This is a genomic window from endosymbiont of Riftia pachyptila (vent Ph05) (assembly GCF_000224455.1).
GTDB lineage: Bacteria > Pseudomonadota > Gammaproteobacteria > Chromatiales > Chromatiaceae > Endoriftia > Endoriftia persephonae.
Genome location: NZ_AFOC01000031.1, coordinates 24537 through 35024, shown reverse-complemented (window position 1 = coordinate 35024; position 10488 = coordinate 24537). Strand labels below are relative to the sequence as shown.

General features: G+C 54.5%; 22 protein-coding genes. All 22 read left to right on the top strand.

Going from position 1 to position 10488, the window contains the following annotated elements:
- The first annotated feature begins 6 nt into the window (after positions 1 to 6).
- Positions 7 to 318 (top strand): 30S ribosomal protein S10, encoded by a 312-nt coding sequence (gene rpsJ, locus RIFP1SYM_RS06600; protein WP_005960967.1) that lies wholly within the window; start codon positions 7 to 9, stop codon positions 316 to 318.
- Positions 319 to 329: 11 nt separating this feature from the next.
- Positions 330 to 980: a 50S ribosomal protein L3 gene (gene rplC, locus RIFP1SYM_RS06595; protein ID WP_005960966.1), complete on the top strand. Its 651-nt coding sequence runs from the start codon at positions 330 to 332 to the stop codon at positions 978 to 980.
- A gap of 5 nt (positions 981 to 985) precedes the next feature.
- Positions 986 to 1588 (top strand): 50S ribosomal protein L4, encoded by a 603-nt coding sequence (rplD, locus tag RIFP1SYM_RS06590; protein ID WP_039959878.1) that lies wholly within the window; start codon positions 986 to 988, stop codon positions 1586 to 1588.
- Positions 1585 to 1881 carry a 50S ribosomal protein L23 gene (rplW, locus tag RIFP1SYM_RS06585; protein WP_005960964.1) on the top strand — a complete coding sequence of 99 codons (297 nt, stop codon included), beginning with the start codon at positions 1585 to 1587 and terminating at the stop codon, positions 1879 to 1881. Before rplD ends, rplW begins: the two co-directional genes overlap by 4 nt.
- Before the next feature lie 23 nt (positions 1882 to 1904).
- Positions 1905 to 2729: a 50S ribosomal protein L2 gene (gene rplB / locus RIFP1SYM_RS06580; protein ID WP_005960963.1), complete on the top strand. Its 825-nt coding sequence runs from the start codon at positions 1905 to 1907 to the stop codon at positions 2727 to 2729.
- A 20-nt stretch (positions 2730 to 2749) separates the two neighbouring features.
- Entirely contained in the window at positions 2750 to 3022 is a 273-nt protein-coding gene (rpsS, locus tag RIFP1SYM_RS06575; protein ID WP_005960962.1) for a 30S ribosomal protein S19, read from the top strand.
- 11 nt (positions 3023 to 3033) lie between these two features.
- A complete protein-coding gene (gene rplV, locus RIFP1SYM_RS06570) occupies positions 3034 to 3366 on the top strand; it encodes a 50S ribosomal protein L22 (protein WP_005960961.1) in 333 nt (110 codons plus the stop codon).
- A gap of 18 nt (positions 3367 to 3384) precedes the next feature.
- Positions 3385 to 4068, top strand: a complete 684-nt coding sequence (gene rpsC / locus RIFP1SYM_RS06565) for a 30S ribosomal protein S3 (RefSeq protein ID WP_005960960.1) — start codon at positions 3385 to 3387, stop codon at positions 4066 to 4068.
- A gap of 3 nt (positions 4069 to 4071) precedes the next feature.
- A complete protein-coding gene (gene rplP, locus RIFP1SYM_RS06560; protein ID WP_005960959.1) occupies positions 4072 to 4485 on the top strand; it encodes a 50S ribosomal protein L16 in 414 nt (137 codons plus the stop codon).
- Entirely contained in the window at positions 4485 to 4685 is a 201-nt protein-coding gene (rpmC, locus tag RIFP1SYM_RS06555) for a 50S ribosomal protein L29 (protein WP_006473512.1), read from the top strand. Before rplP ends, rpmC begins: the two co-directional genes overlap by 1 nt.
- Complete coding sequence (gene rpsQ / locus RIFP1SYM_RS06550; RefSeq protein ID WP_005960957.1) at positions 4682 to 4942, top strand: 30S ribosomal protein S17; 261 nt, start codon at positions 4682 to 4684, stop codon at positions 4940 to 4942. Before rpmC ends, rpsQ begins: the two co-directional genes overlap by 4 nt.
- Before the next feature lie 47 nt (positions 4943 to 4989).
- The gene (rplN, locus tag RIFP1SYM_RS06545) at positions 4990 to 5358 is read left to right on the top strand and encodes a 50S ribosomal protein L14 (RefSeq protein ID WP_005960956.1); all 369 of its coding nucleotides are present in this window, start codon (positions 4990 to 4992) and stop codon (positions 5356 to 5358) included.
- Between the two features lie 10 nt (positions 5359 to 5368).
- Entirely contained in the window at positions 5369 to 5689 is a 321-nt protein-coding gene (rplX, locus tag RIFP1SYM_RS06540; RefSeq protein ID WP_005960955.1) for a 50S ribosomal protein L24, read from the top strand.
- A gap of 13 nt (positions 5690 to 5702) precedes the next feature.
- A complete protein-coding gene (gene rplE / locus RIFP1SYM_RS06535; protein ID WP_005960954.1) occupies positions 5703 to 6242 on the top strand; it encodes a 50S ribosomal protein L5 in 540 nt (179 codons plus the stop codon).
- A gap of 8 nt (positions 6243 to 6250) precedes the next feature.
- Positions 6251 to 6556: a 30S ribosomal protein S14 gene (rpsN, locus tag RIFP1SYM_RS06530; protein WP_005960953.1), complete on the top strand. Its 306-nt coding sequence runs from the start codon at positions 6251 to 6253 to the stop codon at positions 6554 to 6556.
- Between the two features lie 102 nt (positions 6557 to 6658).
- On the top strand, positions 6659 to 7054 hold the full coding sequence (gene rpsH, locus RIFP1SYM_RS06525; protein WP_005960952.1) for a 30S ribosomal protein S8: 396 nt from the start codon (positions 6659 to 6661) through the stop codon (positions 7052 to 7054).
- Between the two features lie 14 nt (positions 7055 to 7068).
- Positions 7069 to 7602 carry a 50S ribosomal protein L6 gene (gene rplF, locus RIFP1SYM_RS06520; protein ID WP_005960951.1) on the top strand — a complete coding sequence of 178 codons (534 nt, stop codon included), beginning with the start codon at positions 7069 to 7071 and terminating at the stop codon, positions 7600 to 7602.
- A 12-nt stretch (positions 7603 to 7614) separates the two neighbouring features.
- A complete protein-coding gene (rplR, locus tag RIFP1SYM_RS06515; protein ID WP_005960950.1) occupies positions 7615 to 7971 on the top strand; it encodes a 50S ribosomal protein L18 in 357 nt (118 codons plus the stop codon).
- 12 nt (positions 7972 to 7983) lie between these two features.
- Positions 7984 to 8490 carry a 30S ribosomal protein S5 gene (rpsE, locus tag RIFP1SYM_RS06510; protein WP_005960949.1) on the top strand — a complete coding sequence of 169 codons (507 nt, stop codon included), beginning with the start codon at positions 7984 to 7986 and terminating at the stop codon, positions 8488 to 8490.
- A 3-nt stretch (positions 8491 to 8493) separates the two neighbouring features.
- Positions 8494 to 8682 (top strand): 50S ribosomal protein L30, encoded by a 189-nt coding sequence (gene rpmD / locus RIFP1SYM_RS06505; protein ID WP_005960948.1) that lies wholly within the window; start codon positions 8494 to 8496, stop codon positions 8680 to 8682.
- Position 8683: 1 nt separating this feature from the next.
- Positions 8684 to 9118, top strand: a complete 435-nt coding sequence (gene rplO / locus RIFP1SYM_RS06500; RefSeq protein WP_006473517.1) for a 50S ribosomal protein L15 — start codon at positions 8684 to 8686, stop codon at positions 9116 to 9118.
- 21 nt (positions 9119 to 9139) lie between these two features.
- Positions 9140 to 10462, top strand: a complete 1323-nt coding sequence (gene secY, locus RIFP1SYM_RS06495; RefSeq protein ID WP_006473518.1) for a preprotein translocase subunit SecY — start codon at positions 9140 to 9142, stop codon at positions 10460 to 10462.
- Positions 10463 to 10488 lie beyond the last annotated feature (26 nt).

Sequence of the window (10488 nt, the reverse complement as noted above, 5' to 3'; positions counted from 1 at the left end):
TAGACAATGGCTAACCAGAGAATTCGCATCCGCCTGAAGGCTTTCGATCATCGACTGATCGATCAATCGGCCCGTGAGATCGTTGAGACTGCCAAGCGCACTGGCGCGCAGGTACTCGGCCCGATTCCGCTGCCGACTAAGAAAGAGCGGTTTACCGTACTGATCTCCCCGCACGTCAATAAGGACGCACGCGACCAGTATGAAATTCGTACCCACAAACGTCTGATGGATATTGTCGACCCAACTGACAAGACCGTTGATGCGCTGATGAAGCTCGATCTGGCCGCCGGCGTGGACGTTCAGATCAAGCTGAACTGAGGTTAAGAACAATGGCTATTGGAGTTATTGGACGCAAGATCGGTATGACACGAGTCTTCACCGAAGAGGGTGCGTCAGTGCCGGTTACCGTGATCGAGGTCGCGCCGAATCGTGTCTCTCAGCTGAAAAGCGAGGACACAGATGGTTATCGTGCGATCCAGGTGACCACTGGTGCACGCAAGGCTTCTCGCGTTAACAAGGCTGCCGCCGGTCACCTGGCGAAGGGCGGTATTGAGGCGGGGCGTGGTCTGTGGGAGTTCCGCCTGGAAGATGGTGAGGGCGAAGGCATCGAGGTCGGTGCCGAGATCAAGGCCGACCTCTTTGAGGTTGGGCAGAAGATCGACGTGCGTGGCCAGAGCAAGGGTAAAGGTTTTCAGGGTGGTGTGAAGCGCCACCACTTTCGTACCCAGGACGCCACTCATGGTAACTCGCTGTCGCATCGTGCGCCGGGTTCGATCGGTCAGTGCCAGACCCCAGGTCGTGTCTTCAAGGGTAAGAAGATGGCTGGTCACATGGGCGATGTTCAGCGTTGCCAGCAGAACCTGGAAGTGGTGCGGGTCGACACTGAGCGCAACCTGCTGTTGGTAAAGGGGGCAGTCCCTGGCGCTACTGGCGGTGATGTGATCGTGCTGCCTGCGATCAAGATGAAGAACAAAGGGTGAAACCGATGGATTTGAATGTACAAGGTGGAGATGCCATCCAGGTCTCCGACGCCGTGTTCGGTGCAGAGTACAAGCAAGGCCTGATCCATCAGGTCGTGACCGCCCATATGGCGGCTGCCCGTTCCGGCACCAAGGCGCAGAAAAGTCGTTCCGCGGTCAACGGTGGTGGCATCAAGCCCTGGCGTCAGAAAGGTACCGGTCGTGCCCGTTCCGGCACTAGCCGCAGCCCGATCTGGCGTAGTGGCGGCGTGACCTTTGCTGCGCAGCCACGTAGTTACGCGCAGAAGGTCAATCGTAAGATGTACCGGGGTGCGATTCGCTCGATTCTCTCCGAGTTGATCCGTCAGGAGCGGTTGGTCGCGGTGAAGGAGTTCAACGTCTCTGCGCCGAAGACCAAAGAGCTGGTCGGCAAGCTGAAAGAGATGGATCTGAGCGATGTGCTGGTTGTGACAAACAACCCGGATGAGAATCTCTATCTCGCAGCACGCAACCTCTATGGTGTCGATGTGCGCGATGTGCAGGAGATCGACCCGGTAAGCCTGATCGCCTACGAAAAGGTCTTGATGACCGAAGGCGCGGTTAAGCAGATTGAGGAGCGTTTGGCATGAATAACGAACGTCTGATGAAGGTACTGCTCAGCCCGCTTATTTCGGAGAAGAGCAGTATTGTCGCTGATGCAAACCGGCAGTTTACTTTTCGCGTTGTGAAAGATGCGACTAAGCAAGAGATTGCCGCTGCTGTGGAGAAGCTGTTCGATGTTGAGGTCGAGCGGGTGCAGGTAGTGAATGTAAAGGGCAAGAAGAAGCGCTTTGGTCAGATCCAGGGTCGCCGCTCTGATTGGAGAAAGGCCTACGTTCGCCTCAAAGAAGGCAATGATATCGATTTCGCCGGCGGTGCCTGAGCGAATCTAACGGGATTGGAATAATGGCTATCGTAAAGACAAACCCGACCTCTGCTGGCCGCCGTTTTGTGGTCAAGGTAGTGAATAAAGAGCTGCACAAGGGCGGCCCTTACGCACCGTTGGTCGCGAAGAAGACCAAGAGTGGTGGTCGCAACAATACTGGTCGTATCACTACCCGCCATCGCGGTGGTGGTCACAAACAGCGCTACCGCATCATCGATTTCAAGCGAAATCGTGAAGAGGCCGCAGTGGTAGAGCGTTTGGAATACGATCCAAACCGGACCGCGCACATTGCACTGATCCGCTATGAGGATGGTGAGCGTGCCTACATTATTGCGCCGAGCGGTCTGAAAGCTGGAGATGAAGTATGCTCCGGCAGTGATGCCGCAATCGCGGTGGGTAACTGCCTGCCGCTGCGCAATATGCCGCTGGGTTCTGTGGTGCACTGCATCGAGATGAAGCCTGGCAAAGGCGCCCAGATCGCACGTTCTGCGGGTGCATCGGTTCAGCTGGTCGCTCGTGAAGGTGACTACGCAACCCTGCGTCTGCGTTCCGGTGAGATGCGCAAGATTCCATCCGATTGCCGTGCAGTAATCGGTGAGGTCTCCAACTCGGAGCACAATCTGCGATCTCTCGGCAAGGCGGGCGCCACACGCTGGCGGGGCGTACGTCCCACCGTCCGTGGTGTCGCCATGAACCCGGTGGATCATCCACATGGTGGTGGTGAGGGTCGGACCTCGGGCGGGCGTCATCCGGTATCCCCTTGGGGTATGCCAACTAAGGGTTATAAAACCCGCACCAACAAGCGTACCGATAAGATGATCGTACGCCGCCGCAATCGTAAGTAACTTGAGTAGGGGTTAGAGTCGTGCCACGTTCAATCCGAAAAGGGCCGTTTATCGATCACCACCTGGCCAAGAAGGTGGAAGATGCGGTCGCGCAAAACAACAAGCGGCCCATTAAGACATGGTCTCGGCGCTCGATGATCCTGCCCGAAATGGTCGGTCTGACCATTGCGGTCTACAACGGTCGTCAGCATGTGCCGGTTCTCATCTCTGAGAACATGGTTGGCCATAAGCTCGGCGAGTTCGCGCTGACCCGCACCTATCGGGGTCATGCAGCGGACAGGAAGTCCAGGTAAGGGGGCGTAAGATGCAGGCATCAGCAAAATTGCGACATGCGCGCATGTCGGCCCAGAAGGCTCGGCTGGTCGCAGACCAGATTCGCGGTCTGCCGGTTGAACAGGCGTTGAATGTTCTCGCATTCAGCAAGAAGAAAGGCGCGGTTCTGGTAAAGAAGGTTCTTGAGTCGGCGATTGCCAATGCAGAGCACAACGAAGGTGCGGATATCGATGAGCTTAAGGTCTCAGCGATCAGCGTTGACGAGGGGCCGACTATGAAGCGAATCCGTGCTCGTGCAAAGGGGCGCGCAGCCCGTATCCTCAAGCGGACCAGTCACATCAATGTGACTGTCGCAGACAAGTAACAGGCAAGAGAGGCCGATATGGGTCAGAAAGTACATCCAACCGGTATCCGACTGGGTATCGTAAAAGACTGGACGTCGAAATGGTACGCAGATTCCAAGCACTATGCTGATCTGCTGAACAATGATCTCAGTGTCCGGGATTTTCTGAAGAAGCGCCTCTATCAGGCATCCGTAAGCCGGATTCAGATCGACCGCCCTGCAAAAAATGCACATATCACTGTGCATACGGCACGGCCCGGCCTTGTTATCGGCAAGAAGGGCGGCGACATTGATGCCTTGCGCAACGAGGTCTCCAAGATGATGGGGATCCCCGTGCACATTAGCATTGAGGAGATTCGCAAGCCTGAGCTGGATGCACAGCTTGTCGCAGAGGGCGTTGCTCAGCAGCTTGAGCGTCGTGTGATGTTTCGTCGGGCCATGAAGCGTTCGGTGCAGAATGCCATGCGCTTGGGAGCGCAGGGCATCAAGATCAATATCGGTGGTCGTCTGAACGGTGCTGAGATTGCCCGTAGCGAGTGGTACCGTGAAGGTCGTGTGCCGCTGCACACTTTGCGTGCCGATATCGATTACGGTTTTGCCGAGGCCAACACCACTTATGGCATCATCGGCGTAAAAGTTTGGATTTTTAAGGGTGAAGTCTTTGCTGATGGAGAGGTGGCGCAAGCAGAGCCTAAGACCAAATCCGCAGGAAAGAGGTCGTAAGAAATGCTACAACCAAAACGTACCAAATTCCGAAAGCAGCACAAGGGTCGCAACCGCGGCCTTGCCAACACAGGTAACAGTGTCTCGTTTGGCGAGTTTGGCTTGAAATCCACTGGGCGTGGCCGTATTACTGCTCGCCAGATTGAGGCAGCCCGACGCACAATTACCCGCCATGTGAAACGTGGTGGACAGCTGTGGATTCGGGTTTTTCCTGATAAGCCTATTACCAAAAAACCTCTCGAGGTACGTCAGGGTAAAGGTAAGGGTAATGTGGAGTACTGGGTTGCTCAGATTCAGCCGGGGCGCATGCTCTACGAGATCGAAGGTGTCTCGGAAGAGCTGGCTCGTGAGGCATTTGCGCTGGCATCTGCGAAGCTGCCTGTGTCCACCACTTTCGTAAAACGGACGGTGATGTGATGAAGGCAAGTGAACTGCGAGGAAAGGGTTCCGAAGAGTTGCAGTCAACTCTTGAGGAACTGCTGAAAGAGCAATTCAATCTGCGCATGCAGAAGGGAACCGGGCAGCTTTCGCGTCCCTCCCGCATGAATGCGGTCCGCAAGGAGATCGCACGAATTAAAACGGTAATGAACGAGCAGAAGGCAGGCAGCGCATCATGAGCGAACAAGAAGCCAGCAACCGCACCTTGGTCGGGCAAGTGGTCAGCAGCGGGATGGATAAGTCCATCACTGTCGTTGTTGAGCGTCGAGTGAAACACCCGATCTACGGTAAGTTCGTGCGCCGTTCCACTAAGGTGCATGCGCATGATGAGAGTAACGAGTGCAACTCCGGTGATACTGTGATGGTGGAGCAATGTCGTCCGCTGTCGAAGACCAAGCGTTGGCGCCTGGTGAAGATCATCGAGCGTGCCAGCTGATCGGCTGCAATTTTTTGCCGAACGAATACAAAGCATAGGGCAGAAACATGATTCAGATGCAGACAAGCCTGAATGTTGCCGATAACAGCGGGGCCAAACGCGTCCAGTGCATCAAGGTACTGGGTGGCTCGCATCGCCGTTATGCGGGGATCGGTGACATCATCAAAGTAAGCGTTAAGGATGCAATTCCACGCGGTAAGGTTAAAAAGGGCGACGTTTACAACGCCGTCGTGGTGCGCACCAAAAAGGGTGTTCGTCGTCCGGATGGTTCAATCATCCGCTTTGATACCAACGCGGCTGTATTACTTAACAACCAGTATCAGCCAATCGGTACACGTATCTTTGGCCCTGTTACCCGTGAATTGCGAAGTGAGCGTTTTATGAAGATCATTTCGCTCGCTCCCGAGGTGCTGTGAGGCGATAACAATGGCTAGCAAGATCAAAAAGGGCGACGAGGTCATCGTTGTTACCGGAAAAGACAAGGGCAAGCGCGGAACTGTGATCCGCATGCTCGATCGGGATCGTGTTGTTGTAGAGAACATCAACATGGTTAAAAAGCACACTAAGCCGAATCCAGCGAAAGGAGAGCCTGGCGGTATTCTCGATAAAGAGATGCCCCTGCATATCTCCAATGTCGCGCTCTACAATCCGGAAACCGGCAAGGGTGACCGGGTTGGGTTCAAGACCCTGGATGATGGCCGCAAGGTGCGGGTGTTCAAGTCCAACAACGAAGTTGTGGATATCTGAGGCGTAACTGGCGATGTCAAGATTACAGCAACATTACAGCGACGCTGTTGTCCAGCAGTTGATGGACAAGTTCAAATACAACAGTGTCATGCAGGTTCCGCGCATTACCAAGATCACCCTGAACATGGGTGTCGGTGAGGCGATTGGTGATAAAAAGGTTCTCGAGTTTGCCGTGGGTGATATGGAAAAGATCGCTGGCCAGAAGGCGATCATTACTCACGCGCGTAAGTCGATTGCTGGCTTCAAAGTTCGTGAAGGCTGGCCCATCGGCTGCAAGGTGACTCTGCGGCGTGAGCGTATGTATGAGTTTCTCGACCGACTGATCAGCATTGCGATTCCACGTATTCGTGACTTCCGCGGGCTGAGTGCCAAGTCTTTTGACGGTCGTGGTAACTACAGCATGGGCGTAAAGGAACAGATCATCTTCCCTGAGATCGACTACGACAAGGTTGATACCCTGCGTGGCTTGGATGTCACTATCACAACAACAGCGCGCACTGATGAAGAGGGGCGTGCCTTGTTGGAAGCGTTTAAATTTCCGTTTAAGAACTGAGTACGGATATGGCAAAGAAGAGCATGATCGCACGCGAAAATAAGCGTGCACGTACGGTAGCAAAGTATGCCGCCAAGCGAGCTGCGCTGAAGAAGATCATCGATGATCCCAGTAGCAGCTATGAGCAGGTGGAAGAGGCAGTGGTCAAGCTGCAGAGGCTGCCACGTGACGCAAGCCCGAGTCGTCAGCACAACCGCTGCCGGGTAACTGGCCGTCCGCACGGCTACTATCGCAAGTTCGGTCTGGCTCGCAACAAACTTCGTGAAGCGGCTATGCGTGGCGATGTGCCTGGGCTTGTAAAAGCAAGCTGGTAAGTATAGACTGCGCGTCTTTATTTGCGGGCCCATCTAGGGCCCGTTAACTGTTTTGCACGCGGGTATCGCGCCCTAAAGGCGGGCTGACCCGAGGAGCACAAAATGAGTATGTCAGATCCCATCGCGGATATGCTTACGCGTATCCGTAATGGTCAAGCAGCGAACAAATCTGATGTTAAGCTGCCCGCCTCCAAGATGAAGTTGGCGATCGCCAATCTCCTCCAGGATGAAGGTTTCATCCAGAATGCCAGAGTCGAAGAGAACGACGGCAAGCCCCAGTTAGTGCTTGAGTTGCGCTACTTTGAGGGCCGTCCGGTTATTGATCTTATCAAACGTGTCAGTCGTCCGGGCCTTCGAGTTTACAAGGGGCGCGGCGAGTTGCCGAATGTTCGTGGTGGCTTGGGCATTGCAATCATCTCCACATCGAAAGGCATTATGACCGATCGTGCGGCCCGGGCTTCTGGGCAGGGCGGTGAAGTGATTGCCTTTGTTGCCTAGCGGAGGATTGGAAAATGTCTCGAATTGCAAAGAGTCCGATTGCTATTCCGTCTGGTGTGGAGCTGAAAGTTGCGGATCAGGTTGTTTCGGTGAAAGGCGCAAAAGGCGCTCTGGAGCTGACAGTGCACGATCTGGTTGCGATCTCCCAGGAAGATAGTGAGCTGCGGGTGTCGCCGAAGGTAGAAGATAAAGACTCATGGGCAATGGCCGGAACCATGCGGGCGTTGCTTAACAATATGGTGGTTGGGGTGAGTCAGGGCTTCGAGCGTAAGCTAGAGCTGGTTGGTGTGGGTTATCGTGCCCAGGCCAAAGGCAAAAGCCTGAATCTCAGTCTCGGTTTCTCACACCCCATCGACTATTCCTTGCCTGATGGGGTGGATGCTGCAACTCCTTCTCCAACTGAAATCATCCTTACTGGATTTGATAAGCAGCGAGTTGGGCAGGTAGCTGCGGAGATTCGTGCTTTTCGTCCGCCAGAGCCCTACAAGGGTAAGGGCGTTCGTTATTCGGATGAGCTCGTGGTTCGTAAAGAAGCCAAGAAGAAATAGTAGGGTAGATCGATGGACAAGAAACAAGCACGTATTCGACGTGGTCGCCGCACTCGCGCGAAAATTCGCGAACTGGGTGTTCATCGCCTCACAATCCACCGGACACCTCGTCACATGTATGCACAGGTGATCGCGCCGAGTGGTGGTGAGACCCTGGCGAGCGCTTCGACCCTGGACAAAGTGGTTGCTGAGCAGATTGATGGGGCGACCAGTAATACAAATGCGGCCGCCGTCGTCGGAAAGCTCATTGCCGAGCGAGCTAGAGCGGCTGGCATTGATCAGGTTGCTTTTGATCGTTCCGGTTTTCGCTACCACGGTCGGGTCAAGGCGCTGGCCGATGCGGCACGCGAAGCTGGCCTGAAGATTTAACGGAGCTGAAAGATGGCAAATTTCAATACAAAGCCTGAGAGTGATGAGCTCCTCGAAAAGCTGATCAACGTCAATCGTGTTGCCAAGGTGGTAAAGGGTGGGCGTCAGTTCGGTTTCTCCGCGCTGACTGTTGTCGGCGATGGTCAGGGTCGCGTCGGTTTTGGTACCGGCAAGGCTCGCGAGGTTCCGATTGCGATTCAGAAGGCGATGGAATCGGCACGCAAAAACATGGTCAAGGTCAGGCTTAGTGGCGATACGCTTCAGTATCCGCTGGTTGGGCGTCATGGCGCTGCCAATGTCTTCATGAAGCCCGCTTCTGAAGGTACTGGCATCATCGCCGGTGGCGCGATGCGTGCGGTTTTTGAGGTGCTTGGTGTTCACAATGTGCTGGCCAAGTGTATTGGCACCAACAATCCGATCAACGTAGTGCGTGCAACCATCAATGGTCTGGCCGATATGACGGATGCTGAATCTGTGGCGGCCAAGCGTGGCAAGAAAGTTGAAGAGATTCTGGGGTAAGTCATGTCAGATAAGAAGATGATGCGCGTTACCTTGGTGCGGAGCATGAATGGGCGTCTTGCTAGCCACCAGGCCTGTGTGCGTGGTTTAGGCCTGCGTCGCATGCACCATACGGTAGAGGTCGAGGATACTCCCTGTACGCGTGGTATGGCGGGCAAGGTGTCTTACATGGTAAAGGTTGAGGAGTCCTGAGATGCGTCTCAACGATTTGCGCCCAGATAGTGGGCAAAAGCGTGACCGGAAGCGTGTGGGTCGTGGCATCGGCTGCGGTCTTGGTAAGACGTGTGGCCGCGGCCATAAGGGGCAGAAGTCCCGCTCCGGTGGGTTTCATAAGGTTGGTTTTGAGGGTGGTCAGATGCCGCTGCAACGGCGCCTGCCGAAGGTTGGTTTTCGTTCCCGTGTCGGCATGACTACCGCTGAGATTCGGCTGAGTGAACTGGCCAAGGTCGAGGGCGATGTCGTCACTCTCGAGTCTTTGGAAAAAGCGAATCTCATCAATCGTTCCGTTAAGCGGGTGAAGATTATTGCATCCGGCAATGTTGAGCGTCCCGTGACCATTGTTGGCATTAAGGCCACCAAAGGAGCCGCAGCGGCTATCGAGGCTGCAGGCGGAAAGATCGAGGCGTAAATGTCAAAGCAAGGATCGGCAATGTTAAACTCGCTTGGCGGTATGGGGCGACTGACCGAATTGCGTCAGCGGCTGCTTTTCGTTGCCGGTGCGTTGCTGGTATTTAGGATCGGCACCTTTATTCCGGTGCCTGGTGTGAATCCGGTTGCACTTGCTGCCCTGTTTGAGCAGGCGCAGGGTTCGATCCTCGACATGTTTAATATGTTCTCGGGTGGTGCGCTTGAGCGCGCCAGTCTGTTTGCGCTTGGCATCATGCCGTACATCTCTGCCTCTATCATCATGCAGTTGATGACCTCGGTGCTTCCAAAACTGGAGCAATTGAAAAAAGAGGGTGAGGCGGGCCGCCGTAAGATCACGCAGTACACGCGCTATGGAACAGTTGTGCTTGCTAGCTTTCAGGCGGTTGGTATTTCGATCGCACTGCAGAGTCAGTCGATTGGTGGTCAGTCGGTGGTGGCCCAACAGGGTGTGGGTTTTGTCGTTACGGCGGCTGTCTCGCTTGTGACTGGAACCATGTTCCTGATGTGGCTTGGTGAGCAGATCACGGAGCGCGGAATTGGTAATGGCATCTCAATGATCATCTTTGCCGGTATCGTGGCCGGGTTGCCGTCCGCCATCGGTGGCACGCTTGAGTTGGCACGTACCGGTGAATTGAACGTTTTGACGATCCTGGTGTTATTCGCATTGGCAATTGCCGTCACCGGCTTCGTTGTGTTCGTCGAGCGAGGGCAACGAAGGATTACCGTCAACTATGCGAAACGACAGCAGGGACGGCGCCTGATGCAGGCGCAGAGTTCTCATCTGCCGCTTAAGCTGAATATGGCTGGCGTGATTCCGCCGATCTTTGCTTCAAGCATCATCCTGTTTCCAGCGACGCTTGGGCAGTGGTTCGGGAATTCCGAGGAGACGCGCTGGCTACAGGATATTTTTTCAAAGCTGTCGCCAGGTGAGCCGGTCTACGTGATGGCCTATGCAGCAGCGATTATTTTCTTCTGCTTCTTCTATACAGCGCTGGTCTTTAATTCAAAAGAGACGGCCGATAATCTGAAGCGCTCTGGTGCGTTTATCCCGGGCATCCGACCAGGCGAGCAGACTGCAAAATACATCGACGGCGTAATGTCCCGGCTGACCTTTGCTGGTGCAATCTACATTACTGCTGTTTGCTTGTTGCCGGAATTTTTAATCGTCGGATGGAATGTCCCATTCTATTTTGGCGGTACATCTCTGTTGATCATTGTTGTCGTAGTGATGGATTTTATGGCTCAGATTCAGGCCCATTTGATGTCGCATCAGTACGAGGGGTTGATGAAGAAGGCTAACCTCAAAGGCGGCAGAAAGAAGTGATCGATTGAGCTGAATCGGTTCAGTCA

What these genes read in the sequence shown, in the direction of transcription:
- rpsH (WP_005960952.1), top strand. Translation starts at nt 6,659, where the DNA reads ATGAGTATGTCAGATCCCATCGCGGATATGCTTACGCGTATCCGTAAT.
- rpsJ (WP_005960967.1), top strand. Translation starts at nt 7, where the DNA reads ATGGCTAACCAGAGAATTCGCATCCGCCTGAAGGCTTTCGATCATCGA.
- rplR (WP_005960950.1), top strand. Translation starts at nt 7,615, where the DNA reads ATGGACAAGAAACAAGCACGTATTCGACGTGGTCGCCGCACTCGCGCG.
- rpsN (WP_005960953.1), top strand. Translation starts at nt 6,251, where the DNA reads ATGGCAAAGAAGAGCATGATCGCACGCGAAAATAAGCGTGCACGTACG.
- rplN (WP_005960956.1), top strand. Translation starts at nt 4,990, where the DNA reads ATGATTCAGATGCAGACAAGCCTGAATGTTGCCGATAACAGCGGGGCC.
- rpsC (WP_005960960.1), top strand. Translation starts at nt 3,385, where the DNA reads ATGGGTCAGAAAGTACATCCAACCGGTATCCGACTGGGTATCGTAAAA.
- rplW (WP_005960964.1), top strand. Translation starts at nt 1,585, where the DNA reads ATGAATAACGAACGTCTGATGAAGGTACTGCTCAGCCCGCTTATTTCG.
- rpmC (WP_006473512.1), top strand. Translation starts at nt 4,485, where the DNA reads ATGAAGGCAAGTGAACTGCGAGGAAAGGGTTCCGAAGAGTTGCAGTCA.
- rpmD (WP_005960948.1), top strand. Translation starts at nt 8,494, where the DNA reads ATGTCAGATAAGAAGATGATGCGCGTTACCTTGGTGCGGAGCATGAAT.
- rplP (WP_005960959.1), top strand. Translation starts at nt 4,072, where the DNA reads ATGCTACAACCAAAACGTACCAAATTCCGAAAGCAGCACAAGGGTCGC.
- rplB (WP_005960963.1), top strand. Translation starts at nt 1,905, where the DNA reads ATGGCTATCGTAAAGACAAACCCGACCTCTGCTGGCCGCCGTTTTGTG.
- rplF (WP_005960951.1), top strand. Translation starts at nt 7,069, where the DNA reads ATGTCTCGAATTGCAAAGAGTCCGATTGCTATTCCGTCTGGTGTGGAG.
- rplC (WP_005960966.1), top strand. Translation starts at nt 330, where the DNA reads ATGGCTATTGGAGTTATTGGACGCAAGATCGGTATGACACGAGTCTTC.
- secY (WP_006473518.1), top strand. Translation starts at nt 9,140, where the DNA reads ATGTTAAACTCGCTTGGCGGTATGGGGCGACTGACCGAATTGCGTCAG.
- rplD (WP_039959878.1), top strand. Translation starts at nt 986, where the DNA reads ATGGATTTGAATGTACAAGGTGGAGATGCCATCCAGGTCTCCGACGCC.
- rplX (WP_005960955.1), top strand. Translation starts at nt 5,369, where the DNA reads ATGGCTAGCAAGATCAAAAAGGGCGACGAGGTCATCGTTGTTACCGGA.
- rpsE (WP_005960949.1), top strand. Translation starts at nt 7,984, where the DNA reads ATGGCAAATTTCAATACAAAGCCTGAGAGTGATGAGCTCCTCGAAAAG.
- rplO (WP_006473517.1), top strand. Translation starts at nt 8,684, where the DNA reads ATGCGTCTCAACGATTTGCGCCCAGATAGTGGGCAAAAGCGTGACCGG.
- rpsQ (WP_005960957.1), top strand. Translation starts at nt 4,682, where the DNA reads ATGAGCGAACAAGAAGCCAGCAACCGCACCTTGGTCGGGCAAGTGGTC.
- rplE (WP_005960954.1), top strand. Translation starts at nt 5,703, where the DNA reads ATGTCAAGATTACAGCAACATTACAGCGACGCTGTTGTCCAGCAGTTG.
- rplV (WP_005960961.1), top strand. Translation starts at nt 3,034, where the DNA reads ATGCAGGCATCAGCAAAATTGCGACATGCGCGCATGTCGGCCCAGAAG.